This is a genomic window from Streptomyces doebereineriae (assembly GCF_031845645.1).
Lineage (GTDB): Bacteria > Actinomycetota > Actinomycetes > Streptomycetales > Streptomycetaceae > Streptomyces > Streptomyces canus.
Window position 1 is genome coordinate 41,957 of sequence record NZ_JAVREZ010000020.1, and the last position, 25,060, is coordinate 67,016.

Annotated in this window: 21 protein-coding genes; 10 read left to right on the forward strand and 11 right to left on the reverse strand. The window is 70.6% G+C overall.

The window, feature by feature from the left end:
• Positions 1–86: 86 nt before the first annotated feature.
• From RNB18_RS40235 to RNB18_RS40245, 3 genes are read right to left on the reverse strand one after another with little or no spacing between them, the layout of a single operon-like run.
• Entirely contained in the window at positions 87–1,028 is a 942-nt protein-coding gene (locus RNB18_RS40235; protein WP_311719064.1) for an N-acetylneuraminate synthase family protein, read from the reverse strand.
• A 14-nt stretch (positions 1,029–1,042) separates the two neighbouring features.
• Positions 1,043–2,293, reverse strand: coding sequence for an acylneuraminate cytidylyltransferase (locus RNB18_RS40240; RefSeq protein ID WP_311719065.1), 1,251 nt, complete (start codon positions 2,291–2,293; stop codon positions 1,043–1,045).
• A gap of 35 nt (positions 2,294–2,328) precedes the next feature.
• Positions 2,329–3,672, reverse strand: coding sequence for a DUF6716 putative glycosyltransferase (locus RNB18_RS40245; RefSeq protein WP_311719066.1), 1,344 nt, complete (start codon positions 3,670–3,672; stop codon positions 2,329–2,331).
• A 198-nt stretch (positions 3,673–3,870) separates the two neighbouring features.
• Between RNB18_RS40245 and RNB18_RS40250 the strand changes: the two genes are divergently transcribed.
• From RNB18_RS40250 to RNB18_RS40275, 6 genes are all read left to right on the forward strand, one after another.
• On the forward strand, positions 3,871–4,857 hold the full coding sequence (locus RNB18_RS40250; protein WP_311719067.1) for a glycosyltransferase family 2 protein: 987 nt from the start codon (positions 3,871–3,873) through the stop codon (positions 4,855–4,857).
• Positions 4,857–6,200 (forward strand): alpha-2,8-polysialyltransferase family protein, encoded by a 1,344-nt coding sequence (locus RNB18_RS40255; RefSeq protein WP_311719069.1) that lies wholly within the window; start codon positions 4,857–4,859, stop codon positions 6,198–6,200. The genes RNB18_RS40250 and RNB18_RS40255 overlap by 1 nt, the downstream gene beginning before the upstream one ends.
• An 89-nt stretch (positions 6,201–6,289) precedes the next feature.
• The gene (locus tag RNB18_RS40260; RefSeq protein WP_311719070.1) at positions 6,290–7,132 is read left to right on the forward strand and encodes an FkbM family methyltransferase; all 843 of its coding nucleotides are present in this window, start codon (positions 6,290–6,292) and stop codon (positions 7,130–7,132) included.
• A 108-nt stretch (positions 7,133–7,240) separates the two neighbouring features.
• Positions 7,241–8,266: a glycosyltransferase family 2 protein gene (locus RNB18_RS40265; RefSeq protein WP_311719071.1), complete on the forward strand. Its 1,026-nt coding sequence runs from the start codon at positions 7,241–7,243 to the stop codon at positions 8,264–8,266.
• Positions 8,250–8,663 (forward strand): GtrA family protein, encoded by a 414-nt coding sequence (locus RNB18_RS40270; protein WP_311719073.1) that lies wholly within the window; start codon positions 8,250–8,252, stop codon positions 8,661–8,663. Before RNB18_RS40265 ends, RNB18_RS40270 begins: the two co-directional genes overlap by 17 nt.
• Positions 8,660–9,925, forward strand: coding sequence for an NAD(P)/FAD-dependent oxidoreductase (locus tag RNB18_RS40275; RefSeq protein ID WP_311719074.1), 1,266 nt, complete (start codon positions 8,660–8,662; stop codon positions 9,923–9,925). Before RNB18_RS40270 ends, RNB18_RS40275 begins: the two co-directional genes overlap by 4 nt.
• Here the strand turns inward: RNB18_RS40275 and RNB18_RS40280 are convergent.
• Genes RNB18_RS40280 through RNB18_RS40290 form a run of 3 tightly spaced genes read right to left on the reverse strand, consistent with a single transcriptional unit; the run spans position 9,915 to position 15,402 of the window.
• Positions 9,915–11,606: a hypothetical protein gene (locus RNB18_RS40280; RefSeq protein WP_311719075.1), complete on the reverse strand. Its 1,692-nt coding sequence runs from the start codon at positions 11,604–11,606 to the stop codon at positions 9,915–9,917. The genes RNB18_RS40275 and RNB18_RS40280 overlap by 11 nt on opposite strands.
• 2 nt (positions 11,607–11,608) lie before the next feature.
• Complete coding sequence (locus RNB18_RS40285; protein WP_311719076.1) at positions 11,609–13,942, reverse strand: glycosyltransferase; 2,334 nt, start codon at positions 13,940–13,942, stop codon at positions 11,609–11,611.
• The gene (locus tag RNB18_RS40290) at positions 13,939–15,402 is read right to left on the reverse strand and encodes a hypothetical protein (protein ID WP_311719077.1); all 1,464 of its coding nucleotides are present in this window, start codon (positions 15,400–15,402) and stop codon (positions 13,939–13,941) included. The genes RNB18_RS40285 and RNB18_RS40290 overlap by 4 nt, the downstream gene beginning before the upstream one ends.
• A 240-nt stretch (positions 15,403–15,642) precedes the next feature.
• On the opposite strand from RNB18_RS40290, the gene RNB18_RS40295 reads away from it, so the two are divergent.
• On the forward strand, positions 15,643–16,779 hold the full coding sequence (locus RNB18_RS40295) for an acyltransferase family protein (protein ID WP_311719179.1): 1,137 nt from the start codon (positions 15,643–15,645) through the stop codon (positions 16,777–16,779).
• A 64-nt stretch (positions 16,780–16,843) separates the two neighbouring features.
• Positions 16,844–17,716 (forward strand): class I SAM-dependent methyltransferase, encoded by an 873-nt coding sequence (locus tag RNB18_RS40300; RefSeq protein ID WP_311719078.1) that lies wholly within the window; start codon positions 16,844–16,846, stop codon positions 17,714–17,716.
• On the opposite strand, the gene RNB18_RS40305 is transcribed toward RNB18_RS40300, so the two are convergent.
• Entirely contained in the window at positions 17,682–18,359 is a 678-nt protein-coding gene (locus RNB18_RS40305; RefSeq protein WP_311719079.1) for a TetR/AcrR family transcriptional regulator, read from the reverse strand. The two genes, RNB18_RS40300 and RNB18_RS40305, sit on opposite strands and share 35 nt — an antisense overlap.
• 70 nt (positions 18,360–18,429) lie before the next feature.
• Here RNB18_RS40305 and RNB18_RS40310 point away from each other — a divergent pair, with 70 nt between their 5' ends.
• Entirely contained in the window at positions 18,430–19,827 is a 1,398-nt protein-coding gene (locus RNB18_RS40310; protein ID WP_394817754.1) for an FAD-dependent oxidoreductase, read from the forward strand.
• Here RNB18_RS40310 and leuE read toward each other — a convergent pair.
• Both leuE and RNB18_RS40320 read right to left on the reverse strand, forming a co-directional pair.
• Complete coding sequence (leuE, locus tag RNB18_RS40315; protein WP_311719081.1) at positions 19,817–20,467, reverse strand: leucine efflux protein LeuE; 651 nt, start codon at positions 20,465–20,467, stop codon at positions 19,817–19,819. The genes RNB18_RS40310 and leuE overlap by 11 nt on opposite strands.
• A gap of 17 nt (positions 20,468–20,484) precedes the next feature.
• Positions 20,485–22,065 (reverse strand): acyl-CoA mutase large subunit family protein, encoded by a 1,581-nt coding sequence (locus RNB18_RS40320; RefSeq protein WP_311719082.1) that lies wholly within the window; start codon positions 22,063–22,065, stop codon positions 20,485–20,487.
• Positions 22,066–22,188: 123 nt separating this feature from the next.
• Between RNB18_RS40320 and RNB18_RS40325 the strand changes: the two genes are divergently transcribed.
• On the forward strand, positions 22,189–23,010 hold the full coding sequence (locus tag RNB18_RS40325) for a L,D-transpeptidase family protein (RefSeq protein WP_311719083.1): 822 nt from the start codon (positions 22,189–22,191) through the stop codon (positions 23,008–23,010).
• 222 nt (positions 23,011–23,232) lie between these two features.
• On the opposite strand, the gene RNB18_RS40330 is transcribed toward RNB18_RS40325, so the two are convergent.
• Both RNB18_RS40330 and RNB18_RS40335 read right to left on the reverse strand, forming a co-directional pair.
• Positions 23,233–24,291 (reverse strand): hypothetical protein, encoded by a 1,059-nt coding sequence (locus RNB18_RS40330; RefSeq protein ID WP_311719085.1) that lies wholly within the window; start codon positions 24,289–24,291, stop codon positions 23,233–23,235.
• On the reverse strand, positions 24,291–24,953 hold the full coding sequence (locus tag RNB18_RS40335) for an RNA polymerase sigma factor (RefSeq protein WP_311719086.1): 663 nt from the start codon (positions 24,951–24,953) through the stop codon (positions 24,291–24,293). The genes RNB18_RS40330 and RNB18_RS40335 overlap by 1 nt, the downstream gene beginning before the upstream one ends.
• Positions 24,954–25,060 lie beyond the last annotated feature (107 nt).

Below are 25,060 nucleotides of genomic sequence, written 5' to 3' on the forward strand. Positions count from 1 at the left end.
GCGGCGCTCGTATGCAGGGGGCGCGCCGAGTCCTCAGGCAGACGGGACCTGAGGACCCGGCACCTGAGGACTCGACACCTGGTGGGTCAGACCGAGACCGGCTCGCCCGCGGCGGCCGCGATCTCCGCCTCGGCGACGACGCCTGAGACGCGGCGCAGCTTCTTCATGGGGCCGAGCTCGGAGTCGTAGACCTTCTTGACGCCGTCGCCGAGGGAGGCCTCGATGGTGCGGATGTCGCGGACCAGGCGGACCAGGCCCTGCGGCTCGACGGAGGCGGCCTGGTCGGAGCCCCACATGGCGCGGTCCAGGGTGATGTGGCGCTCGACGAAGGTGGCGCCGAGGGCGACCGCCGCGAGGGTGGTCTGCAGGCCCGTCTCGTGGCCGGAGTAGCCGATCGGGACGTTCGGGTACTCCTCCTGCAGGGTGTTGATCACGCGCAGGTTGAGCTCCTCGGCCTTCGCCGGGTAGGTCGACGTGGCGTGGCAGAGAAGGATGTTCTCCGAGCCGAGGACCTCGACGGCGTGGCGGATCTGCTTCGGGGTCGACATGCCGGAGGACAGGATGATCGTGCGGCCCGTGGCGCGCAGCGCCTTCAGCAGCTCGTCGTCCGTGAGGGAGGCGGAGGCGACCTTGTGGGCCGGCACGTCGAACTTCTCCAGGAAGGTGACGGCCTCGGTGTCCCACGGGGAGGCGAACCAGGCGATGTTCTTGCTCTTGCAGTACTCGTCGATCTGGCGGTACTCGTCCTCGCCGAACTCCACGCGGTGGCGGTAGTCGATGTAGGTCATCCGGCCCCAGGGGGTGTCGCGCTCGATGTCCCACTGGTCGCGCGGGGTGCAGATCTCGGGGGTGCGCTTCTGGAACTTGACGGCGTCGCAGCCGGCCTCGGCGGCCACGTCGATGAGCTTGAAGGCGTTGTCCAGCTCGCCGTTGTGGTTGATGCCGATCTCGCCGCAGATGTAGACGGGCTGGCCGGGACCGGCGATGCGCTCGGTGCCGAACGTGCGGAGGCGGGAGTTAACAGACATGGCGGGAACTTTCCTTAACTGTCGAGGGAGTCGAGAGAGGGGCCGAGGATCCAGCTGGCGATCTCTCGGATCGCGCCGTCGCCACCGGGGACGGTGGTGACCGCACGGGCGGCGCCGCGTACCACGTCGTGGGCGCTCGCGACCGCCACGGGCCAGCCCACGAGGGCGAAGCACGGGAGGTCGTTGACGTCGTTGCCGACGTAGAGCACGCGCTCGGGCGCGATGCCCTGCTCCTCGCACCACTGCTTCAGTGCGAGGTCCTTCCGGTCGATGCCGTGCAGCACGGGGATCTTCAGCTTCCGTGCGCGGGCGGCGACGACCGGGTTCTGCTCCGTGGAGAGGGTCAGCATCTTCAGGCCCGACCTGCGCAGGGCGGCGATGCCGAGTCCGTCTCCGCGGTGCACGGAGACGAACTCCTTTCCATCGGCGTCGATCAGCACCCGGTCGTCGGTCTGGGTGCCGTCGAAGTCCAGTACGACCGCGTCCACGTCGCCGAAGGACGGCAGGGCGCCGGCGCGGTCCGCGTCGAAGAGCGGGGCCAGCGCGCGGGCGCGGGCGAGGTCGTGCGGGTCGTCGATCTCCAGCACGCGCGCGGGGTCCGTGCGGACGAGTTCGGTGCGGCCGAAGAAGCGGTGCTGGTGCTTGCGGAAGCCCGGCGCGTCCATCGCGTAGGCGGCGCCGGTCTCCAGGAAGTCCTGGGGGCGGTCCTGGCGGCGGGGGCGGTAGGACTTGTCGTGGTTGACGCCGTGGCCACCGCCGGTGGCCGCGTCGGCCGCCTCCTGGGGGGACTCGGTGTCCCGCCAGACGAAGCCGTGGAAGGGGGCCACGGTGACGGCGGTGTCGGCGCCGTCCTCGACGATCGCGGCGGCGACCCCGTCGATGTCCTCGCGGACGATGAAGGGGCTGGTGCACTGCACGAACACCACGACGTCGACGGCCGCGCCGTGCAGGGCCTCGTGGGTGTCCAGGGCGTGCAGGACGGCGGCCTCCGAGGTCGCCGTGTCACCGGCGATGGCCGCGGGTCGCAGCACGACCTCGGCGCCGGCCTCGCGGGCGGCAGCGGCGATCGCCTGGTCGTCGGTGGAGACCAGGACGTCGGTCACCAGCCGGGTGGCGAGGCACTCGCGTACGGCCCGTGCCACCAGCGGCACACCGCCCACCGGGGCGAGGTTCTTCGCGGGCACGCCCTTGGAGCCGCCGCGCGCGGGGATCACCGCGAGCACCCGGCGCACCGAAGCGCCTTGGCCCGCTTGCGGGTTGGACATGGGGTCTGCTCCTTGCGAGAGGCCTGGGAAGGTGTTCACAGCTCCCCCATCCGCCGGATCACCGGGGCCACCCGCTGCACCCCGTGCCGGTAGGCGCCCCGGGCCGCGCGGCGGACGATCTGCCGCACCGGGCCCGGCTCCTTGTCGTGGGCGGGGGCGCCGGGCAACGGTGTGCCGTCGGGGCCGAGGTGGTGGCGGGCGAGGATGCCGGGGAGGTAGCCGGGGGCGGTGACGGGTGTGTAGTACGGGGTCAGCGGCGGCCGTTCGGGCGAGGCCAGCAGCTTGGCGATGCGCTCACGGGCCGCGTCGAAGGCGTGCGGGTACGAGCCGTCCGGTACGACTCCCTGGCGGGCCACCCACTCCTCGTCGGGCACCGGCCGGTGGCCCGCGTCCAGTTGGTCCCAGGAGGCGAGGCAGCCGGAGCCCACGAAGTGGTGGTTGCCGAGCACCTCACGGACGCCGAGGTCGGTCAGGACCGCGGTCGGGACCCTGCGGTGCAGGGACTCCAGGGCGGCCGTGGAGCTGATGGTGACCAGCAGGTCGGTGCGGTCGAGGACCTCGCCCATGTTTCCGTACACCAGACGGAAGTTGGCCGGTGGATCGAGCCGCTGGATCAGCTTCTGGTACGGCAACTCCTCGATGTGTGTGGTGTGTTCGCCGGGCCTGGAGCGCAGCTTGAGCAGCACCTCGCGCTCGGGGTGCAGCCGGGCGTGGCCCACGAGCCGCTCCAGCAGGTACACCCGGTCCCTGCGGTTGTCGGGCACGGAGGGCTGGACCGCGAACACCACGGTGTACGGGTCGTGTTCGCCTTCGTAGGCCGCACCGCCCAGGAACGGCAGCGCCACCTCGGTCACGGAGGAGGCATCCGCGCCGACGCCCTCGTACACCGCGCGGAAGCGCTCGGCGTCCTGGCGGGAGTTGGCGAGGACCAGGTCGGCTCCGTGCCGCAGGAGCAGACCGTCGGCGAGCTTCTCGTAGACGACGCCGACATAGCCGGTGACGACGACGGGCCGCTTCTCCAGACCGTCCCAGACCCGCGCCAGACCGTGCAGCATGGCCTGGACGCCGCCGCCGACCAGGGCCAGCACGACGATGTCGTACGACGTCTGGGCCATGGCGCGCAGGAACTCGAGGGCGGTGACCTCCCGCAGGGAGTCCGCGCGCACACCGACCTCTTCGAGCTGGCGTGCGGTAGGTGTGGCCCGGCCGCGGAGCAGGAATCCGTCCAGCGCGAGGCCGACTTGCGCCCCGCCTCGCGGCCCGGCTTCCATGGATGGACCCGGAGCGATGCGGTCGGCGGTCAGCGCACCCCATTTCCAGCGGGTGTCGGAGTCCGCGAGGACGGCGATTCGAAGGGACTTCGTTGTACTTGGCGGCACAACGAAGACGCTAGGAAGCAATTTCTAGGTCCTGCCCAACCGCGAATCAACGAGAAGTTAACAAAAGCCCACCGAGAGCCGAACTGGCCCGCCGAAGACCGGGAAGTACACGGGATGCACCATTCCGACACATTGAGTTCACCCACAGTCTCCCTGTCCGAAAGTTCCGCTGCCGGACCGCCTTCTAGCGTTTCTCGGGTGCCAAAGCTCTCCGTCATCGTGCCGTTCTACAACGTGCAGCAATACGCCCCGGACACCCTCCGAAGTCTTCGCATGAATGCGCGGCGAGATTTCGAGTTCGTGCTGGTGAACGACAAATCAAAGGACGAAACTCCGGCGATTCTCGACCGTGCGGCCGAGGAGCTCTCGGACGTCGCCCAGGTGCAGGTCCTCCACCACGAGACGAACGGAGGGCTCGCCACCGCGCGCAACACCGGCCTGGACGCGGCGCGGGGCGAGTACCTGACCTTCCTGGACGGCGACGACTGGCTCGCGCCGGGCTACCTCACGGAACTGGTCACCGCCATCGAGGAGTTGGGCTGTGACTTCGTCCGGACCGACCATGTGCAGGCCGTCGCGCGCTCCCGCACCGTGCACCGGGTCCCGATCGGGCGGCGGGGCGAGGTGCTGAACCCGCGGGAGGCTATCCTGCCCGCCGACCGGTCGACCTCCGTCGACTACGCGTACGCGTGGGCCGGCGCCTACCACCGTCGCCTGCTGGACAAGGGCCTGCTGCACTTCACCGACGGGCTGCGCACGGCCGAGGACCGGCCGTGGATCTGGAAGCTGCACCGCGAGGCCGAGTCGTTCGCCGTGGTGAGTCTGCTGGGCGTGTTCTACCGGCGCGGGGTGGCCTCCTCCCTCACCCAGATCGGCGACGCCCGCCAGCTCGACTTCATCCGCGCCTTCGACCAGGTCGTCGAGGAGACGGCGGCGGACCGGGACGCCGACAAGCTGCTGCCCAAGGCGGTGCGCACCTACTGCGCGATCATCGCCCACCATCTCTCCGACGAGTCCAAGTGGGAGCCGTCCGTGGCCAAGCAGCTGCGGGCGATGAGCGCGGCGGCCATACAGCGGATGCCTCAGGACGCGCTCGGCGATGTACTCGACACCATGGACCTGCGCCGCTCCGCCAAGCTGCGGCGGCTGCGGCGGCGGATCACCACAGCGAAGGCGGCCGCGTGATGTCCCCCCGTACCCCCCGCACCACGCAGATCTTCTGCGCCTCCACGCTGTACGGCGCGGTCACCCTGGCCGCCGCGATCGACTCCGACCTCTTCGAGGAGGCGGAGCGCCGGGTGCTGCTGGTGTTCAACAACACCGCGACGCCGGAGACCTCGCTGCCGCTGGACGCGATGCCCGGCTTCGCGCCGCTGCGCGACCACTTCGACGAGGTGCTCTCCTGGAACGAGGCCATCCGCCCCTTCCACCCGGGCTCCTGGACCCCCCGCCCGGACGACATCCCCCTCTTCGAGCGCTATCTGCGGCTGCTGTGGGGCCTCGGCGAGGACCGTGTCGAACTGGTCCTGGAGTCCCTCCAGGTCGCCCCCGCCCTCACCGTCGCCCAGATCTTCACCGGCGCCCCGGTCGACGTCTACGCCGACGGCCTGATGAGTTACGGCCCCACCCGCAACAAGCTCGACCCGCTGGTCGGCACGCGCGTGCGGCGGCTGCTCCACCTGGACCTGATCGCGGGCCTCACGCCGATGCTGCTGACCGAGTTCGGCGTACCGCCGGTCGTGGTGCCTACGTCCGCCTTCCTGAAGGCGATGGGCGAACTGACCGACACCGTGGAGGAGTTGCCGTCGCTGCAGGACAACGCGGCGCTGCTGCTCGGCCAGTACCTCTCCGCGCTGGACATCCTCTCCCCCGTCGAGGAGGAGAACCTGCACGTACGGATGCTGAAGGGCGCGGTCGCCAAGGGACACCGCTCGATCGTCTTCAAGCCGCACCCCAGCGCGCCGGCCCGCTTCAGCCGCGCCCTGGAGGCCGAGGCCGAGAAGCTCGGCGTGGACCTCACCGTCCTGGACACCCCGGTGCTCGCCGAGGTGCTGTTCGAGAAGGCACGGCCCGCACTGGTCGTCGGCTGCTTCTCCACCGCGCTGTTCACCGCCTCCGCCCTCTACGACCTGCCGACCGCCCGCATCGGCACCGAGCTGCTGCTTGAGCGGCTGACGCCGTACCAGAACAGCAACCGGGTCCCGGTGGTGCTGGCCGACGCGGTGCTCGCGGACCTGGAGGGGCGCGGGAGTGAGGACGCGATCCCGGCCGGGGATCTGAACGCCCTGGTCACCGCGGTCGGATTCACCATGCAGCCGCAGATCCATCCGAGTCTGCGGCCGGCGGCGGAGCGGTACCTCTCGAAGCACTACAAGCCGCGCACCCAGCGCTACTTCAAGCGCAAGCGGCTCACCTCGCTGGGCCTGCCCGGCGGGATCCCCGAGCGCCTGTCGTTCCTGCCGCGCAGCTCCACCGCGCGCCGGGTGGTGCGGCGGGCCCGGGCGCTGAAGAAGGCCGTGAAGCGCTGAACGAACCGTGAGTGAACGCGGTGCGGATGGAACATGACGCCGGGGGAAAGGCCAGGTCAGCCCGTCTGACCTGGCCCTACCATCGCCGGATGCGTATCCACCGGCTCGATGAAGCCAATGCCCGCATGCTGGCCCACGCACCATCCGTCAGGCCGGTCCCGACCGGCGACATCATCCGCGTCCACCGCAAGAAGCACCCCTACCGGGGCTACGCCGAGATCGACTCCCCGTACTGTCCGCCGTTCGTCATGTTCTGTGTGAACGACGACGCCGTCGCCCTCGACACCCTCTGGAACGGGCGGTTCGGCTACGAGCCCGGCAGCCTCGCCACCTGGGCCCGGCTCGCCGCGAAGAGCACGACGATCGCCGATGTCGGCGCGCACGTCGGCTACTTCTCGATGATCGCCGCACTCTCCCGTCCGCAGGCGACGGTGCACTCCTTCGAACCGGTGGACCAGATCCACGCCCGGCTCTCGGTGAACGTCCGGTCGAACGGCGTCCAGAACGTCAGGCTCCACCAGGCCGGTGTGTCCAGCGCGGCGGGCTGGGCGGAGATCAGCGTCCGCTTCTCGGGAAACCTGCTGTCGACGGGCTCCACCCTGGAGCACTCCACCGACGACGCCCAGCTCAAGCGCATTCGCCTGGTGGCCCTCGACGAGGAGTTCGCCGACACGAAACTGGACCTGATCAAGATCGACGTGGAGGGTCACGAGATGTCGGTCCTGGAAGGCGCCCGGCAGGTTCTGAAACGCGACCGGCCCGCCGTATTGCTGGAGGCGCTCGCCGGCGCCCCGCTGGACCCGCTTCTCGCGGAATTCGACCCGCTCGGCTACGACTCCCACTGGATCGCCGAACTCGACGGTGAACTCGTTCCGTCCTCCGCGCCGCGGCCGCCCAAGACGCGGAATCTGTTGTTCCTCCCCCGCGACTGACACCGGAACCCGAAATCGCGGAAAAAAGCCGAAGAGAAAGGGGGAGGACGCCTGTCCGACGCGGGTTGTTCGGCCGCGGTTCACAGGAGCTCCATAACTTCCCGCAACATGACCCAACAGGACATACGTCCGCCGTCTGCCGCTCCGGCTCCCGTCACGCTCGTCACCGTGGAGCCGGAGCCGGAGCGGGGGCGGCCGCTGATCTCCTACGTCCTCCCCGTCTACAACGAACGGGACGGCATCACCGCCTTCCACACCGAGCTCACCGCGGCCCTCGACAGCCGCCCCGAGCTGGACTTCGAGCTGGTGTACGTCAACGACGGCTCCACGGACGGGTCCCTGGAGCTGCTCAAGGGCCTCGCGGAGCGGGACGGACGGGTCCGGGTCGTCGACTTCGCGCGCAACTTCGGGCACCAGCTCGCCATCACCGCCGGGCTCGACCTCGCCCGGGGCGACGCGGTGATCGTGATGGACACCGACCTCCAGGACCCGCCGAAGGTCAGCCTGGAGCTGGTCGACGCCTGGCGCGAGGGGGCCGAGATCGTGCACGCGCGCCGGCGCTCCCGGCAGGACAGCGCGTTCAAGCGGGCCACCGCGCACCTGTACTACCGCGTCCTGCGCTCCTCCACCGACGTGGACATCCCGCTGGACACGGGGGACTTCCGGCTCCTGGACCGGCGGGTCGCCGAGGAGCTGCGCAGGTACCGCGAGCGCAGCCGGTTCGTGCGCGGCATCGTCGCCTCGATGGGCTACCGGCAGACCGAGGTGGCCTTCGACCGCGACGAACGGTTCGCGGGCGAGACCAAGTACCCGCTGCGCAAGATGGCCCGCCTCGCGATCGACGGCGTGACCAGCTTCTCCACCGCCCCGCTGAAGATGATCACCCGGCTCGGCTTCGTGGTGCTCGCGCTGTCACTGCTCGGCATCCTCTACGCGCTGGCCATGAAGTTCTTCCGGCCCGAGATCACCGTCTCCGGCTGGACGATGCTGATGTGCGTCGTGCTGTTCCTGGGCGGCACGCAGATGCTCTCGCTGGGGGTCATCGGCGCCTACATAGGTCGCATCTACAGCGAGGCGCAGGGCCGGCCGCTGTATCTGGTGCGCGAGGTCGTCGGCGGTGACGGTGACCACTGAGACCGCCCCCACGCCCGCCCCGCCCCGGGTGACGGGACAGCTCGTGCGCTACGCCCTCATCGGCGGCAGCGGCGTCGCCCTCGACCTGGTCGTCTTCCTGCTGCTGCACAACCTCACCGGGATGAACGAGCAGCTCGCCAACGCGCTGAGCACCACGCTCGGCATCGCCAACAACTTCGCCCTGAACGCGCGGTTCACCTTCCAGCGCCGCGACCGGCTCGTCGTCCGCTTCCTGCGTTTCTACGCCGTCGGGCTGACCGGCATCGCCCTGACGAACCTGCTGTTCCTCGCCTTCACCGACGGTCTGGGGATCGACGCCAACCTGGTCAAGGCGGGTTCACTGCCGCTGGTCCTGGCGCTCCAGTTCGTGCTCAACAGAAAATGGAGCTTCGCATGAACCTCGGCATTATCGGCGCGGGCGCCACCGGCCTGACGGCCGCCTGGGACGCCGTACGCGCCGGCCACCAGGTCACCATCCTGGAGGCGGCGGACCAACTCGGCGGCCTGGCGGCCTCGTTGGAGGTCGGCGGGGTTCCCCTGGAGCGCTACTACCACCACATCTTCCGCAGCGACAAGGCGATGATCGCCCTGATCGCGGAGCTGGGGCTCGGGGACGCGCTGCGCTTCCACAGGCCGACGACCGGTATCTACCGGGGTGGCAGGCTGATCGACTTCACCACGCCGTTCGACATGGTGCGTTTCCCGGGGTTCGGCCCGGTCGACGCGGTGCGCTTCGCCGGCTCCTCGGCGGTGCTCAAGGCGGTGCGCAAGGGGGACCGCTACAACGACCTCACCGCGCTGGCCTGGCTGCGCAAGTGGGCCGGGAAGAAGGCCACCGCGGCCGTCTGGGAGCCCCTGCTGACCGGCAAGTTCGGCGACCGCGCCGAACAGGTGTCGATGGCCTGGCTGTGGGCCCGGATCCACTGCCGGACCTTTGAACTCGGCTATGTGGACGGCGGGTTCGAGCGGGTCTACGCGGCGCTGCGGGACGGCATCGAGGAGCGCGGCGGCAAGGTGGAGTTCGGCAAGGCGGCCCGGACGATACGGCAGGACGGCGACCTGGTGTCGGTGCGCTGCGCGGACGGTTCCGCCTACGAGTTCGACCACCTGATCGTCACGACCCCGCAGCCGGCCTTCGCGAAGGCCGCGGGCCTGCCGGCCGACGACACGGTGTGGAAGAACCAGTACCTGGGCGCCACCTGCTTCGTCCTGGAACTGGACCGCAGCGCGATCCCGTACTACTGGCTCAACATCAATGAGCCCGACTTCCCCTTCCTCGCGGTCGTCGAGCACACCAAGATGATCGACCCGGCCGTCTACGGCGGGCGGCACATCCTCTACGTCGGCAACTACGTGGAGCGCGAGGACTGGCGCTTCACCACCGAACCGAGTGAACTGCTCGACGCGTTCGTGCCGTATCTGAAGCGGATCAACCCGGCCTTCGAGAAGTCCTGGATCAAGGACTGGCACTTCTCGAAGGCCGGGTTCGCCCAGCCGGTGGTGACTCCGGAGTACCGCGCGCTGATCCCGGCCCACGAGACACCCATGAGCCGGGTCACGCTGGCCACGATGGCCCAGATCCACCCGCAGGACCGGGGCCAGAGCTACTCGGTGGCCATGGCCCGCAAGGTCACCAGGTCCCTGGGGCTCAGCGCCTGACGCACAGCACCAGCCGCTCGCCCTCCTCGCCGCGCGGGCAGTCGTACACCGCGGTGACCCGGCGCCACAGCTCCGGGTCCACGCGGCCCGGCTGGAACCAGGGCCGCTCCAGGACGGCGTACGGAGCCGGGTCGTGGTCGACGCAGTCGGCGTTCTCCTTGAACGACTTCAGCTCGGCCACGTCCGGCAGATAGCGGGTGCGCTGGAGGAACGTGGCGATCGGGTAGCGGCACCGGGCCGGGTGCCCGACGTCGTACGCCGTCTCACCGAAGGCGAGGTACAGCACCGGGGCTCCGGCGGGCAGCTCGGCACGGATGCGGTCGGCGTCCTCGGCGGCCCGCCGCTGCGACTGCAGGTACTCGGCGCCGGTGACGGTGACCTTGCCGTACTGCACCAGGTGCGGGGAGCCGGGCCAGATGCTCGCGGCCAGCAGCACCACGCCGGACAGGGCGACCAGGACGGCGGACCGGTTCCGGAGCCGTTTCTCCAGCACCACGTCCAGCACGGCCGCGAGCAGCGCGACCAGCCCCGCCGCCCACACCTCCCACGACCGCTGCGCTCCCCTGGGCAACTGCGCGTACACCACGGGCGCCACGCCGTACAGCAGCGACACGGCCCCGAAGCACCACGGCGGCGAGCGGCGCGCTCCTGCGACCGCGACGCCCCAGACCACCGCGGCGACGACCGGCATCTGGGCCCCGTGGTAGAGGAACCAGTTGCCCTGGACAACCACGACCGCCTGCGCGGCGAGGCCGATGAGCGCGGCGACCGCCAGGAGTTCGGCCCGCCGCAGGCGGCCCCGGACCCGGGTCAGGACCAGCAGCAGCGCGCCCGGCAGGAGCAGCAGGACCGGACTGGTCACGGCGCGGTCGGCGAGGAAGTCCAGGGAACGGTCGAGGATGAAGTGCGGCCGGATGCCGGTGCGGCTCAGTGCCGACTGGTTGATCTGCGGCATGTCCTCGGTCCACTGCCACTCGTGGCTGCCGGCGAGGACGCTGACGCCGAACAGGGCCAGTGCGGCGGGCACACCGAGCACCGCGACGCGTACCGCCCGGCCCCGGTCGACCGCGTAGACGAGGAGTACGCCGATCGCGGCGGTCGCGGCGGTGGAGTACTTCATCATCACCGCGAGGCCGAAGGGCAGCGCGGCGAGCAGTGCGGCCGGCCAGGGCCGCCGGAGGCCGAGCGCGGCGGCCGCCCCGAACACCGTGAGGACGACGGCCGCCCACTCCGGCTGGAGGAAGTCGTTGCGGGGCGCGAGCGCCAGGGCCAGTCCTGTGGCGCCGGCCGTCACGGCGGCCTCGCGGGCGCCCAGGCGGCGGACCAGCGCCGCGTGGAGCGCGTAGCCGGCGGCGATGGCCAGGAGGACCCCGGCCACGTTCATCGTCGCCTCGCGCACCGCCGTGCCCCCGAAGAAGGCGAGCCGGTCCAGGAGCGCGACGAACCACCGGTAGAAGTACGGGCGGTGGGTGAAGACCTCCGACGGCGAGTAGCCGGCCGCGCGGCCGGTGCGCAGGGCGGCGAGGACGTAGTGGAGGTCGCCCGTCAGGCCGCGGGTGAGGGCCGTGTACACCACGGCCACCGCGGACGGCAGGGCGGCCGCCGCCCACCACTGGGGTGAGCGGCGGCCGGTGGTACGGGGCCGGGCGACGGTGGCGCCGCCGGCCAGGGTGCTCGTCATGGTCAGCCGCCCAGGATGACCCGGAGGTCGGCCGCGTTCGCCTCGGTGACCTTCCACAGCTCCTGCTGACGGCCGTGGACGTCGGCGACCGTCCTGTCGTGGTCGGCGAGCAGTTCCGTCGAGCGCTCCACCAGACGGGCGGCGAGGTGGCGGTCGTGGACCGAGACGCCCCACTCGGGCCGCTCGATGTCCCGCAGGAAGTACGCCATCTTCGGGTGCGAGATCAGGCTGATGATCGGGGTGCCGACGCCGAAGGGGATCATTCCCGCGTGGCCGCGCATGCCGATGACCAGCTTGGTGCGGGCGTAGAGGTCGAGGATCTCCTTGTTCTCGAAGTCGTACATCGGGATGACCGGCATCGAGATGCCGTGCTCGCGGCGCAGGTCGAAGACGATCTTCTCGTCGTCGAGGGAGTGCGCCACGCACTGCACCTCGGCCAGCTTGCCCAGGTCCCGTACGGCCTGGGCCATCTGGGCCAGGAAGTAGCCGTAGTCGTGGCCGAAGCGCAGGCCCGCGCGGTCGTAGGCGGCGTTGATGAGGATCGTGTCGTCGCGCTTGGCCGCGTCCTGCCAGCCGGGGACCAGCTGTCGGGCCACGGTCGTCGGACAGGGCTGGAAGCGGATCTTGTCGTGCAGCTGAGCCGGGACCATGGCCCGGACCTTCTCGATCGAGCCGTGGTTGCGCAGACCGAAGAAGGAGGACTGCTCGACGAGCAGGCGCAGCGAGTCCCGGAAGCGGTTGGCTCGGTAGGACTGGCCGTCGAAGGCGTTGAAGCCGACGGCGAAGACCGCGATGGGGACGTCGATGCGCTTGAGCAGCTCGTCCGGGACGTTCCACTGCCAGGCGCTGTTGCCGTTGGGCATGGTGTCCGGGATGAACAGCCCGCCGCCGCCGATGACCAGGCCCCGGCGGCGGTTGACGCGCTGGAGGGCGGCCTCGTCGAAGAGACGGTGGGCGTGCACGGAGTGCCAGCGGCGGGAGGTGGTGTCCGGGCCGAAGGCGGAGCGGACGCTCTCCGGGAGGAGCTTGTCGCCGGCGTTGCCCTGGCGGTCCATGTAGAAGGCGACATGGGACAACTGGTCCTCGGGGGCGCCGAGTTCCTGTGCCGGTACGGCGGCCGCGCGCTGCGCCCACAGACGGCTGGGGCGGTGCGTCGGGTCGACGGACATGCCGGACGTGGCGTACGTCAGGGCCTCGGTGTGGTCGCCGTGCACCCAGGCCATCTGGGCGAGGCGGGCGTAGGCGGTGGCGGCCCGGTTGGGGGCGGCGGCGGCCAGGAGGAGCTGTGTCTTCGCCTCCTCGTAGCGGGAGACGCTCATCAGGGCGTGGCCGAGGACCTCGTGCGGCCAGGCCTCGTCGAGGGGGATGCGGACGCCGGAGAGGATGTCGACGGCGTCCTGGTAGTCACCGGAGGCGATGTGCGCGGCGGCCACCTTGCGGGCGGCCTCGACGTCCCCGGTGCGGGCCACGTGCGGGGTGCCGTAGTGCACGATCAGGTCGTGGTGCAGTGCGCCGGCGGACTCCAGGTACGCGGACTGGAATTCGGCGTCGGACAGCTCGAACTCGCGCCAGCGGTCCTCGGCCCGGCTGTAGCCGCTCTCGCCGCCCTGCCAGGGCTTGTGGCGGCCGGTGAAGTGCAGGATCGCGGTGTCGTCGGGGACGGGCAGGTCGCCCGAGAGGCGCCGCTTGACGAAGTTGTAGCGCGCGTCGAGGCGCACGAAGTCGCCGTCCAGGACGGCGTTGAGGATGCCCTGGTCGTGCTTGTCGAGCTCGTAGTCGCCGGAGCGGCCGCATGTGTCGAGCCGGGCGCAGAACGCGTCGCTCAGGTACTCGCGCTGGATGACCAGCAGACCGGAGTTGAGCTTGTGCTGCCCGTAGAAGAACTGCGGGACGGCCGCCAACCCCTCGCGCAGCTGGAGGAGTTCGCTCAGGTCGCCGAGGACGACCATGTCGGTGTCGAGCGTGATGACGGTGTCGTACTCGCGGATCCTGAAGACGTCCAGGATGAAGTACGCCTTGCGGACCAGGTAGTTGTCCTGGTCGCCCTTCTTGTACGAGTCGTAGCGGTCGGCGTCGACCCGCTTGAGGACGATCCGCGGGTGCAGTGCGCGGATTTGGGCGATCGAGCCGGGGCGCAGGTCGTCGTAGAGGACGACGAAGTCCTCGCACACGCCGGGGTTCGACAGGGCGAGGCTGCGCAGCAGGACGAGGAAGCCGGGCAGGTAGTTCTCGTCGACGAAGCTGGCGAAGGCGATTCTGCGCTTGCCGGTGAGCGCGTGGGCGTCGGTCACCGGGGCCAGGGGGGCGGCGGTCCCGGCAAGGGAGTTGATGGTCATCGCAGGGATATCCTCATGTCGGTCACGCTCTGAGCACGCTCCATGACCCATGCCTTCTCGCTGGTGTACTCGTGCACGGAGGTGATGGCGAGCTTCATCGCTTCCTGGACGCGGTAGGCACCGCTCTCGTAGAAGTCGAAGCCGATCAGGTCGAGCTTCGGGCTGACGTCGAGGAAGTCCAGCAGGTAGAGCATGTTGAAGCCGGTGGTCGGGATGCCGGACCAGACGTCGGTGGAGACCTTGCCGATGTTGCGCACGGGCCAGCGCAGCGACTCGTCGCCCAGGTAGGTCTGGGCGCCGGGCACCAGGCGGTTGCGCAGCGAGTACTTCCAGTCGCCGGAGACCCCGCCGAAGACGAGCCGGGTGGTGACCTGCTGGTCCCAGTTGAAGCCGTGCTTGTGGATCGTGGCGTGGATGTCGGTCCTGCTGCCGGTGTGCCTCGGGTCGATCCGGTAGGAGTTGAAGCGGACGACGAGGTCGTACGCGTCGATCTCGGCGCCCATGGAACCGGCGCCCACCCGACCGGAGTTGGCGATCAGGCAGATCGACTTGCCGGCGATCCGGTTGCGGAACTCGCCCAGGGTGATCCACTGCACGCCGCCCACGGTCGGGTCGGTGACCGGACCGCGCATGCGGTTGCGGCGCTGCTCGGCGTAGAGCGCGACGGCCTGGGTGAGCGCGGTGAGGTCGGTGTCCTCGGTGGAGCGCAGGTCGAGGTACTGGCTGAGCAGTTCCTGGCGTTCCTGCACGGGGGCGCTCTCGTCGGTCAGCGCTAGGAGCGCTCCCACGAGCCGGGGCTCGGCCTCGGTCCAGTCGCCGACGGCATGCGCGGCGAGGCCCTCGGCCCATACGTCGGTGGCGGGGCGGGCGGCGAACGCGCGGGCGCCGGGGACCTGGCGCTTCAGGAGGTCGAGGAGCTCGCGCTCCTTCTCTCCCGCGATGCGCAGGCCCGCGATCCGGGCGCGGACGCCGAAGCCGTCGTCGTCGGTGAGGGCGAGATAGCGCTCGTAGGCCTCAAGGGCCTCGGCCTCCTCACCGAGCGCCTCCAGGAGCCGGGCGCGCAGCCGCCAGCCGGCGCGGGAGTTCTTGCGCTGGGCGAGGACGGTGTCGCTGATGATCAGAGCGAGGTTCAGCTCGTCGTCGTAACCGCACTCCAGGGCCTTGTTGGCGACGGCGAGCAAGGCGTCGAGCAGTTCGGCGGGGATGCCGGCGGAGGGGCTCGGGGCGCCCTTGACGGCCCGCTTGAGCAGGGCCGTCGCACCGGAGGGGGCGGGCGTCGCCGGGGCCGCGGTGGCGGTCGTCCCCCACGCGACGAGCAGCTTGCGCAGCTGTTCGCCGAGTTCGACGCGGCGCCGGTCGACACTGCCGACGACCTTGCCGCTGTGCGCCGCGCAGGCGCGCAGGCACTCGTCCAGCTCCCCTCCACGCGCGCGTGCACGCCTCTTCTGGACCGTCGTCATGGCACTCCTGTTGTTTTCTTGCCAAAGCAAAGACAAGTTCACGGGTTTATTGCGGCGTGGGGGGATTCTGGGCGAACTTAGAAAGCCAAAACGACATACAGGTGAACTCACCGGGACCAGGCGGCTAATGGTTGGCCCGGCACGTAAGACATCGCCGTGATTCGGACTAACGTGCTGAGGCGCATCCATAGGAGTGACATAGGCTCCGCAGAGCTTGCGAAGGGGATTCCCGTGACCAGCATGACCGTCCGGCCGGCGGCCGACCTGCCCCGGCGGCCGGAAGGGCCGCAGCCGGTAGGGCCACCGTCCGCACCACGCCCCCGGGAGACCCGGATGCGGGCCCTGGACGGACTGCGGCTGGTGGCCGCGCTGATGGTGGCGGCGTATCACTACGGCGGCCGGGGCGGCGAGATCACCAAGGCCTGGGGAAGTTCCGCACAACAGCAGTTCCCCACGTTGCACACGTATTTCTCCTACGGCTGCCTCGGCGTCCAGGTCTTTTTCGTGATCAGCGGATTCGTGATCTGCATGAGCGGCTGGGGGCGGCCCCTGAAGTCGTTCTTCGCCTCCCGCGCCTCCCGGCTCCTGCCCGCGTACTGGTTCGCCGTTCTGCTGGTCACCGCGGTGTTCGCGCTGCCGGTGGTCGCCTACGAGGCGCTGTCGCCGAGCGATGTCCTGGTGAACCTGACCATGCTTCAGCAGCCCCTGGGCGTGGACCGGGTGCTCGGGGTGTGCTGGACGCTGTGGGCGGAGGTCCGCTTCTACGTCCTGTTCGCGCTGTGCGTGGTCATGCCGGGGGCCTCCCGGCGCCGGGTGATCATGTTCTGCGCGGGCTGGACGCTGGCGGCGGCGATCACGCAGGCCGCGCACCAGCCGCTGCTCGACGTGGTGTTCATGCCCGAGTACGCCCCCTTCTTCATCGGCGGTGTCGGCCTCTACCTCGTCCACCGCGACCGGCGGGACGTGTACGCGTGGGGCATCGTCGCGGTCAGCTTCCTGATCGGGCAGCACTACGCGGTCCGTTCACTGTGGAACGCCTCCGACCCGAACGCCTTCGCCCACCGCACCACGCTGGGCATCGTGCTGGTCGTGGCCTTCGGCTTCCTCGCCGTCGCGGCGATCGCGCTGGGCCGGCTGAGCTGGGCGAACTGGCGCTGGCTGACGGTGGCCGGGGCGCTGACGTACCCCTTCTACCTGGTGCACGAGCACCTGGGCTGGGTGGTCGTGCACGAGCTGCACGTCCGGCTCGGCGTGCCCGCGGCCGGGACCTTCGCGCTGACGATCGCGGGGATGCTCCTGCTGGCCTGGCTGATGAACCGCTATGTCGAGAAGCCGCTGACCCCACGTCTGCGCTCGGCACTGGCCCGCCGGCTCTGAAGCTGTTCACCGGACGTTCAGCGGGCCGCCAGTTGGGCCGGTCGTGGGCGAGCAAGCATGTCTCATGGCCGACTCACAGCAGACCCCCAAGCTCCCCGGTGAACTGAAGGACGTCCCCGGCTGGTTCCCGCCGCTCGACCAGGTGCTGTTCACCTGGTTCCTGGAGAAACAACGGCTCGCCGGAGATCTCCTCGAACTCGGCGTCTACATGGGCAGGAGCGCGATCCTGCTCGGGCACCATCTGCGCGCGGGCGAGGCGTTCACCGTCTGCGACCTGTTCGGCGGCGAGGCCCCCGACGGCGCGAACCGCGCGGAGACCTCCAAGTCGTACGCCTCCCTCACCCGCGAGACCTTCGAGCGCAACTACCTCTCCTTCCACGACAGCCTGCCGAGGGTGATCGAGGCCCCCACCTCGGTCATCTCCGGCGAGGTGAAGGCGGGCACCTGCCGCTTCGTCCACATCGACGCCTCGCATCTGTACGAGCACGTGCGCGACGACATCGGCGCGGTGCGCGAGATCCTGCTGCCGGACGGGCTGGTCGTCCTGGACGACTTCCGCTCCGAGCACACCCCGGGTGTCTCCGTCGCCGTGTGGGAGGCCGTGCTGAACCGCGGGCTGCGGCCGATCTGCCTCAGCACGCAGAAGCTGTACGGCACGTGGGGGGACCCGGAGCCGGTGCAGGAGGAGTTGCTGGCCATGCTCCGGGAGCGCACGGACGTCGGGCTGAGCGTGCAGGAGGCGGCCGGTCACCGCCTGGTGCGGGCGCGGGCGCAGAAGATGCAGGCGCCGCCGTTCCCCCGCTCCCGGCACTATGTCGCACCGGCGGCCGCGCCCGTCCCCGCTCCGAAGCCGCGTCGGTCTCCGGCCCGGCGGATCGCCGTGGATCTGCTGCCGCCCGTGGTCACGCGCGCGGTGCGGAAGGTGCGGGCCCGGTAGGCCCGTACTGCTTCTCGATTCCCGCCAGCACCAGGGCCAGCCCCTCCTCGTAATGCCGCTCGAAGTCCTGGAAGATCTCCGCACCCGCCGCCGCCGACAACGGGAAGCCGGCCATCAGGCGGGCGCGTTCCGCCACGTCGAAGCCTTCGCGGCGCTCGCCGGGCAGTGGCTCCACGCCCTGCTCCTCGGTGACGAAGCCGAGGGTGTAGAGGTACGACGTCGACGTGGCCCGGACCGCCTGGGCGAGGGTGAAGCCGGCGGCGGTGAAGAGACGGAGGGTCTCCTCCATCTGCTCGACGTGGACCAGGCCCGTGAAGCGTGAGCCGCTGTAGACCTTGGCGCCGTCGCGGTAGCCGAGCAGGGCGGTGCGCAGTCCGCGGTTGGACTTGAGCAGGCGTTCGCGCCAGGTGTCCGACGGGTCGAGTGCGGTCCCGGCGACCATGCGCCGGAACATCTCCGTCGCCATCTCGTCGAGCAGCGCCTGCTTGTCCTTGAAGTGCCAGTACAGGGCGGGGGCCTTGACGTCGAGTTCCTTGGCGATGGCCCGCAGCGTGAGGCCGTCGAGGCCCACCTCGTTCAGGAGCTTCAGGGCGGTGTCGGCGACCCGGGCGCGGTCCAGGGGCGGGCGTTTCTCCGTACTCACGCTTGACAGCTTAACAGCGTTAAGGGCACTCTCGACGGCAGCGGCACTTAACAGCGTTAAGGAGATGGGTATGAACACGGACGTACTGGTCGTCGGCGCCGGCCCCACGGGGCTCGCCCTCAGCATCGACCTCGCCCGGCGGGGCGTGGACGCGCTGGTCGTGGAGAAGGCGGACCGGCTGTTCCCGGGCTCACGCGGCAAGGGCCTCCAGCCGCGCACGATGGAGGTCTTCGACGACCTCGGCGTGCTCGACGCGATCCTCGCGGTCGGCGGGACCTACCCGGTCGGCATGGTCTGGCAGGACGGCGAGCGGGTCGGCGAGCACCGGATGTTCGACCCGGCCGAGGCGACGGAGGACTCGCCGTACAACGCGCCGTGGATGGTGCCGCAGTGGCGCACCCAGGAGGTGCTGTTCGCACGGCTGGAGGAGCTGGGCGGGCGGGTGTCCTTCGGCCGGGAGGTCGTGGGGTTCGAGCAGGACGCCGACGGGGTGACCGTGCGCTTCGCGGCGGGCTCGGACGTTCGCGCCCGGTACGTGGTCGCCGCCGACGGCGGGCGCTCGGTCGTCCGCCGGACGCTCGGCATCGGCATGACCGGCGAGACGGTCGACCCGAACCCCCTCCTCGTCGCGGACGTCCGCATCACCGGCCTCGACCGGGACAACTGGCACGTCTTCCCGCCGCGTGGCGAGAGCGGCTACCTCGCGATCTGCCCGCTCGCCGGCACCGAGGACTTCCAGGTCGTGGCCCAGTTCCCGGAGGGCACGCAGGTGGACCTGTCCCTCGACGCCATCCGTGCGGTCGTCGCGGCCCGCTCCCACCTGGCCGCCGAGTCGGTGACCGAGGTCCGCTGGGCCTCCGACTTCCGGCCCCGCGCGGCCCTCGCGGACCGTTTCCGCTCCGGCCGGATCTTCCTCGCCGGTGACGCGGCCCACGTCCACTCCCCCGCGGGCGGGCAGGGACTGAACACGAGCGTCCAGGACGCGTACAACCTGGGCTGGAAGCTGGGCGCGGTGCTGCGGGGCGGTGCCCCGGCCGCCCTCCTGGACACCTACGAGGAGGAACGCCGGCCCATCGCCGCGCAGATGCTCGGCATCTCGACGGGCGTGCACCGGGGCGAGATCCGCCGGGGTGAGGCGACCCGCCAACTGGGCCTGGGGTACCGGGACTCGTCCCTGACGGAGGAGACGCGCACGGCTCCGAGCGGGCTCCGCGCCGGCGACCGCGCCCCCGACGGCAAGCTGGGCGACGTCCGCCTCTTCGACGCGTTCCGTGGCCCGCACTGGACGCTGGTGACGGTGGGCGTGGAGGCACCGGGGCTGCCGGAGTCCGTGCGTGTGGTCACCGGCGAGGAGCAGCCGTGGTACGGGAAGGGACTGTTCCTGGTGCGTCCGGACGGCTATGTGGGCTGGGCGGGTGAGGACGCCTCGACGCTGGTGGGTTATGTCGGCCGCAGGGTCACGCGCTAGCGAACGACAGCTTCACCGCGAACCCGGGGAACAGCGCCCCCGCCGCCGAAGTCGCCCCCGCCGACAACCGCCGCCGGCGCCGGAAGGCATCCGCCAGCCTCGTCCCACCGAAGATCAGCGCGGTGAGGTACAGGAAGCTGGCCAGCTGGGCGAAGGCTCCCAGGACGACGAACGAGATCGCCGGGTACGCGTAGCCCGGATCCACGAACTGCACGAAGAAGGCGACGAAGAACAGGATCGCCTTGGGGTTGAACAGACTGATCACGAGCGCCCTGCGATACGGCCGCTCGTCACCGGCCCCGGCGACGGGAGCCTCCTCGGCGGCCTGCTCCCGCCGGGTCCGCCACATCCCCCGAGCAGCCCGCAGCATCCCCACCGCGAGCCAGGTCAGGTACCCCGCCCCCGCGTACTTCACGATCCCGAACAGCACGGCGTTGGCCTGGAGCAGCGAGGCGACCCCGGCCGCGGACAGGGTCATCAGCACGGCGTCCCCGCACCAGACGCCCGCCGCCGCCGTGTACCCGGCCCGCACGCCTCGCCGCGCGGCGACGGAGACGACGTACAGCGAATTGGGCCCGGGCAGCAGGACGATCAGGACGAGGCCCGCCAGATAGGTGGGGAGGTCGATGACACCGAACATGGGAACGAGTGTCGCACTCAGAACGCGTCCGCCGGGACGTAGGTGCCCCACACCTCGCGCAGCGCGTTGCACACCTCGCCCACCGTCGCGCGGGCCTTGAGCGCGTCCTTCATCGGGTAGAGGACGTTGTCCTCGCCCTCGGCGGCCTTCTTCAGGGCGGCGAGGGCCGAGTCCACCGCGGACCGGTCGCGCTCGGCGCGGAGCCTGGCCAGCCGCTCCGCCTGCCGGGCCTCGATGGCGGGGTCGACGCGAAGGGGCTCGTACGGCTCCTCCTCGTCGAGCCGGAAGCGGTTGACACCCACGACCACCCGCTCGCCGGAGTCGGTCTCCTGGGCGATGCGGTAGGCGTTGTGCTCGATCTCGTTCTTCTGGAAGCCGTGCTCGATGGCGGCGACCGCACCGCCGAGGTCCTCGACCTTTCGCATCAGGTCCAGTGCGGCCGTCTCGACGTCGTCCGTCATCTTCTCGATCACGTACGAGCCCGCGAAGGGGTCGACCGTCGCCGTCACGTCGGTCTCGTAGGCCAGCACCTGCTGGGTGCGCAGGGCCAGGCGGGCGGACTTGTCGGTGGGCAGCGCGATGGCCTCGTCGTAGGAGTTGGTGTGCAGCGACTGGGTGCCGCCGAGGACGGCGGCGAGGCCCTGGACGGCGACCCGGACCAGGTTGACCTCCGGCTGCTGGGCCGTCAGCTGGACGCCGGCCGTCTGGGTGTGGAAGCGGAGCATCAGGGACTTCGGGTTCCGCGCGCCGAACTCGTCCCGCATGACCCGCGCCCAGATCCGGCGGGCCGCACGGAACTTGGCGACCTCCTCCAGGACCGTCGTCCGCGCCACGAAGAAGAACGACAGGCGCGGAGCGAAGTCGTCGACGTCCATCCCCGCCGCGACCGCCGTGCGCACGTACTCGATGCCGTCCGCCAGCGTGAACGCGATCTCCTGCGCCGGCGAGGCACCCGCCTCCGCCATGTGGTAACCGGAGATCGAGATCGTGTTCCACCGGGGGATCTCGGCCTGGCAGTACTTGAAGATGTCGGCGATCAGCCGCAGCGACGGCTTCGGCGGGAAGATGTACGTGCCGCGCGCGATGTACTCCTTCAGCACGTCGTTCTGGATCGTGCCGGTGAGCCGGTCCGCGCCGACCCCCTGCTCCTCGGCGACCAGTTGGTACAGCAGCAACAGGAGGGCCGCCGGAGCGTTGATCGTCATCGACGTGGACACCTGGTCCAGCGGGATCCCGCCGAACAGCACCCGCATGTCGTCGATCGAGTCGATCGCCACACCCACCTTGCCGACCTCACCGTGCGCGATCGGGGCATCGGAGTCGTGACCCATCTGGGTGGGCAGGTCGAAGGCGACCGACAGACCCGTCGTACCGTGGGCGATCAGCTGCCGGTAGCGGGCGTTGGACTCCGTCGCTGTGCCGAAACCGGCGTACTGGCGCATCGTCCAGGGGCGGCCCGTGTACATCGACGGATACACGCCCCGCGTGAAGGGGTACCCGCCCGGCTCACCGAGCTTCTCCTCGGGGCTCCAGCCCTGAAGGGTCTCGGGACCGTAGACGGGTTCGATGGGCAGTCCGGACTCCGACTCACGCGTCATGCCCACCACCGTATTGCGGTCTCGGGCGAAGCGCCGCCGGGTCGTTCGCAACCGGCCGTCCGGGGGGAGACATCTCAGGGGATGCCGGTGAGACGACAGGGGGTCCGGATGCGTACTACGGGCATGGGGAGATCGTTCGCCACGCTGCTGGTCCTGGCGATGGCCTGCGGCTGTACGGTGCAGACCGCCGACGGGGACGGCGACGGGAAGCGGCGTCCGCCGGTACGGATCGAGGTCCCGAAGCGCAGTACGCCACCGGCGGACGACGACCCGAAACCCAGTGCGACACCGTCCGCTCCTTCCGCCGCGCCCGCCGCCGTGCTCTGGTCCCGCGGCGACTCCGGGCGGGACGTGCGGGAGTTGCAGGCCCGGCTACGGCAGGTCGCGTGGCTCTACGACGGGCCGACGGGGTCGTACGACGATCTCACCGAACGCGCGGTCGAGGGGTTCCAGGGCAAGCGCGGGCTGCCGAGGACCGGGAAGACCGACACGGTCACCTGGAAGCGGCTGAAGGCCATGACGCGCGAGCCGGGCAAGTGGGAGCTGTATCTGATGGGCGGGCAGCCGGCCGACGCGCCGGACGCGCGCTGTCTGACCGGGCGGGTGCTGTGCATCAGCAAGACGAGCCGGACACTGCGCTGGATGATCGACGGCCGGACGGTGACGACCGTGCCGGTGCGCTTCGGCTCGGTGGGCACCCCGACCCGTGAAGGCGTGTTCAGCGTCTACTGGAAGTCCCGGCATCATGTGTCGACGCTCTACGACTCCCCGATGCCGTACGCCATGTTCTTCAGCGGCGGCCAGGCAGTGCACTACTCGGCCGACTTCGCGGCCCACGGATACGCGGGTGCCTCGCACGGCTGCGTCAACGTGCGGGACGAGGCGGCGATCGCCGGCCTGTTCGCCCAGGTACGGAACGGCGACAAGGTCGTCGTCCACTGGTGAGTTCCGCGAGGAGGAGTTAGGGGCGCGGACGGGACCGGGGGAACGTGTCCCGCCCGCGCCAGGTGCACGAGCCGTAGGTACGGGGGGAACCCCGGCTCCGTGCGACGGCCGATGACCAGTCGGCTCACTCAGTACTGCGCTACAGCGGCCGAAAACGTCACACCCACCGCGACCGAAACCGTGGTGGGTGAGAAAAGTGCAGGTCAGCGACGCGTGGAGCAGTCAGATCGCGCTGTACGACGGGCTCGGTCGCGGGGTCGGTGACATCGTTGCCCGGGGCGAGGTGAGCGGGGCGTCGGAGGTGCCGCCGTCCGGGTCGTGGTGGTTCTTGCGAGGGGACGTGAACCGGCCGTCGTGACCGTTCTCGTTCCCGTGGCCGTTCCGGTCGCCGTGGCCGTTGCGGTCGCCATGGCCGTTGCGGTCGTTGTCGTCGTTGTTGCCGGTGTCCTCGGCCTTGCCGTCGCCCTTGCGGTCGCCGGGGGCCGACTGGGCGTCGCCCCGGGTGTCGGCGCCGGACAGGACACCCCTGCAGTACTTCCACACCCGCGAGGCGCCGCCCGCCGCGTCCTCCAGGGAACGCTTGCGGGCCGGGTCGAGGTTCTTGCCCTCGTGCATGTCCCGGCAGGCCGAGGCGGATCCGTTCCAGTCCCTGCGGGGTCGTACGCCCGGCCCTTCGGAGCCCGTGTCGGGCGCCGCGCCGGTGTCACCGCGTGCCGTGTCCCGGGAGCCCGCCCCGGCGGAGGGGGAGCTCTCGGGCGAGGGCGCGACCTGAGGGGCCGAGGGCGAGACGAGCGGGCGGTCCGGGGTGGCGGCGGCCGACACGGACGCGGCGGGTTCCGGTTCGCCGTCCCCGAAGTGCGGCAGGACTCCGATTCCGGCCGCGACGGCCACTCCGCCGACCATGCTCGCAGCCAGTACGGCGGCCAGTCCGAGGCGCGCGGGACGCCGCCGGCGGGGACGGCCGGCCCTCGCGTCCGGTGCGCCGATCCGCACCACACCGGCGTCGGTGCGACCTGCTCCGACCCGGTGCCGGCCCCGGGCGGCCGGGCTCACCCAGTCGTCCGCACGATCCGTGCGCACCTTGCGGAACGCGGCCAGCGCGGCCTCCTCGCCGGGTAGTCCGCCGCTGGTCGGCGCGGGTTCCACGGTCAGCGCCTCCAGCGTTTTCGCGAGGCGTTCGGCGTGGTCGCGGTCGGCCGCGTCGACAGCTTCCAGTGACTCGCCGCGCAGCAACCGCTCCGCTGTCTCGAGGTCCAGCCACCCATAGCTCTCGTCGGCCATCACATGTCCTTCTGCGTCCGCGGACGCATATGCGTCACACTCGCGGACGTCACCGCACTGTCCTGCGGTTCTCGCTGGGGCGGCAGGGCATCGAGCGCGCCGGCCGATTCCGGATCCTCGCCGAGGAGCTCGGCGAGCCGTTTCAGACCACGGTGCGCGGCCGTGCGTACCGCGCCGGGACGCTTGCCGAGGGTCTCGGCGGCGGTCTTGGCATCCAGGCCGACCACCACGCGCAGCACCACTGCCTCGGCCTGGTCCTGGGGCAGCCGGGCGATGAGCGAGAGGGTGCTGCCGGTGGCCAGCGCCTCGATGGCCTCGCCCGCGGTGTCCGACTCGGCGGGCTTTCCGGTCAGCTCGGTCTCGTCGCCGCCGATGGCCGGCCGGCGGCCGCGCATCCGGATGTGGTCGAGGGCGCGGTTGCGGGCTATCCGTGCGGCCCAGCCGCGGAAGCGGTCCGCGTCCCCGTCGAACCGGTCCAGGTCACGGGCTATCTGGAGCCAGGTCTCGGAGGCCACGTCCTCGGCGTCCGGATCACCGACCAGCGTCCGGACGTATCCGAGCAGCCGCGGGTGCACCGCGCGGTACACAGTCCGGAACGCGGTCTCGTTCCCGTCCTGTGCCGCAAGCACCGCGGCAGTCAACTCCGCGTCGTCCCCCAGCACCCGTGAATCCTCAATACGTGGTCGCGATCGATGGTCGCCGCTTCGAGCCGTCGAGGGGTTGTGGTGATCGCTCGAGAGTCGCGCTGATCATTCAACTTCCGCGCCCG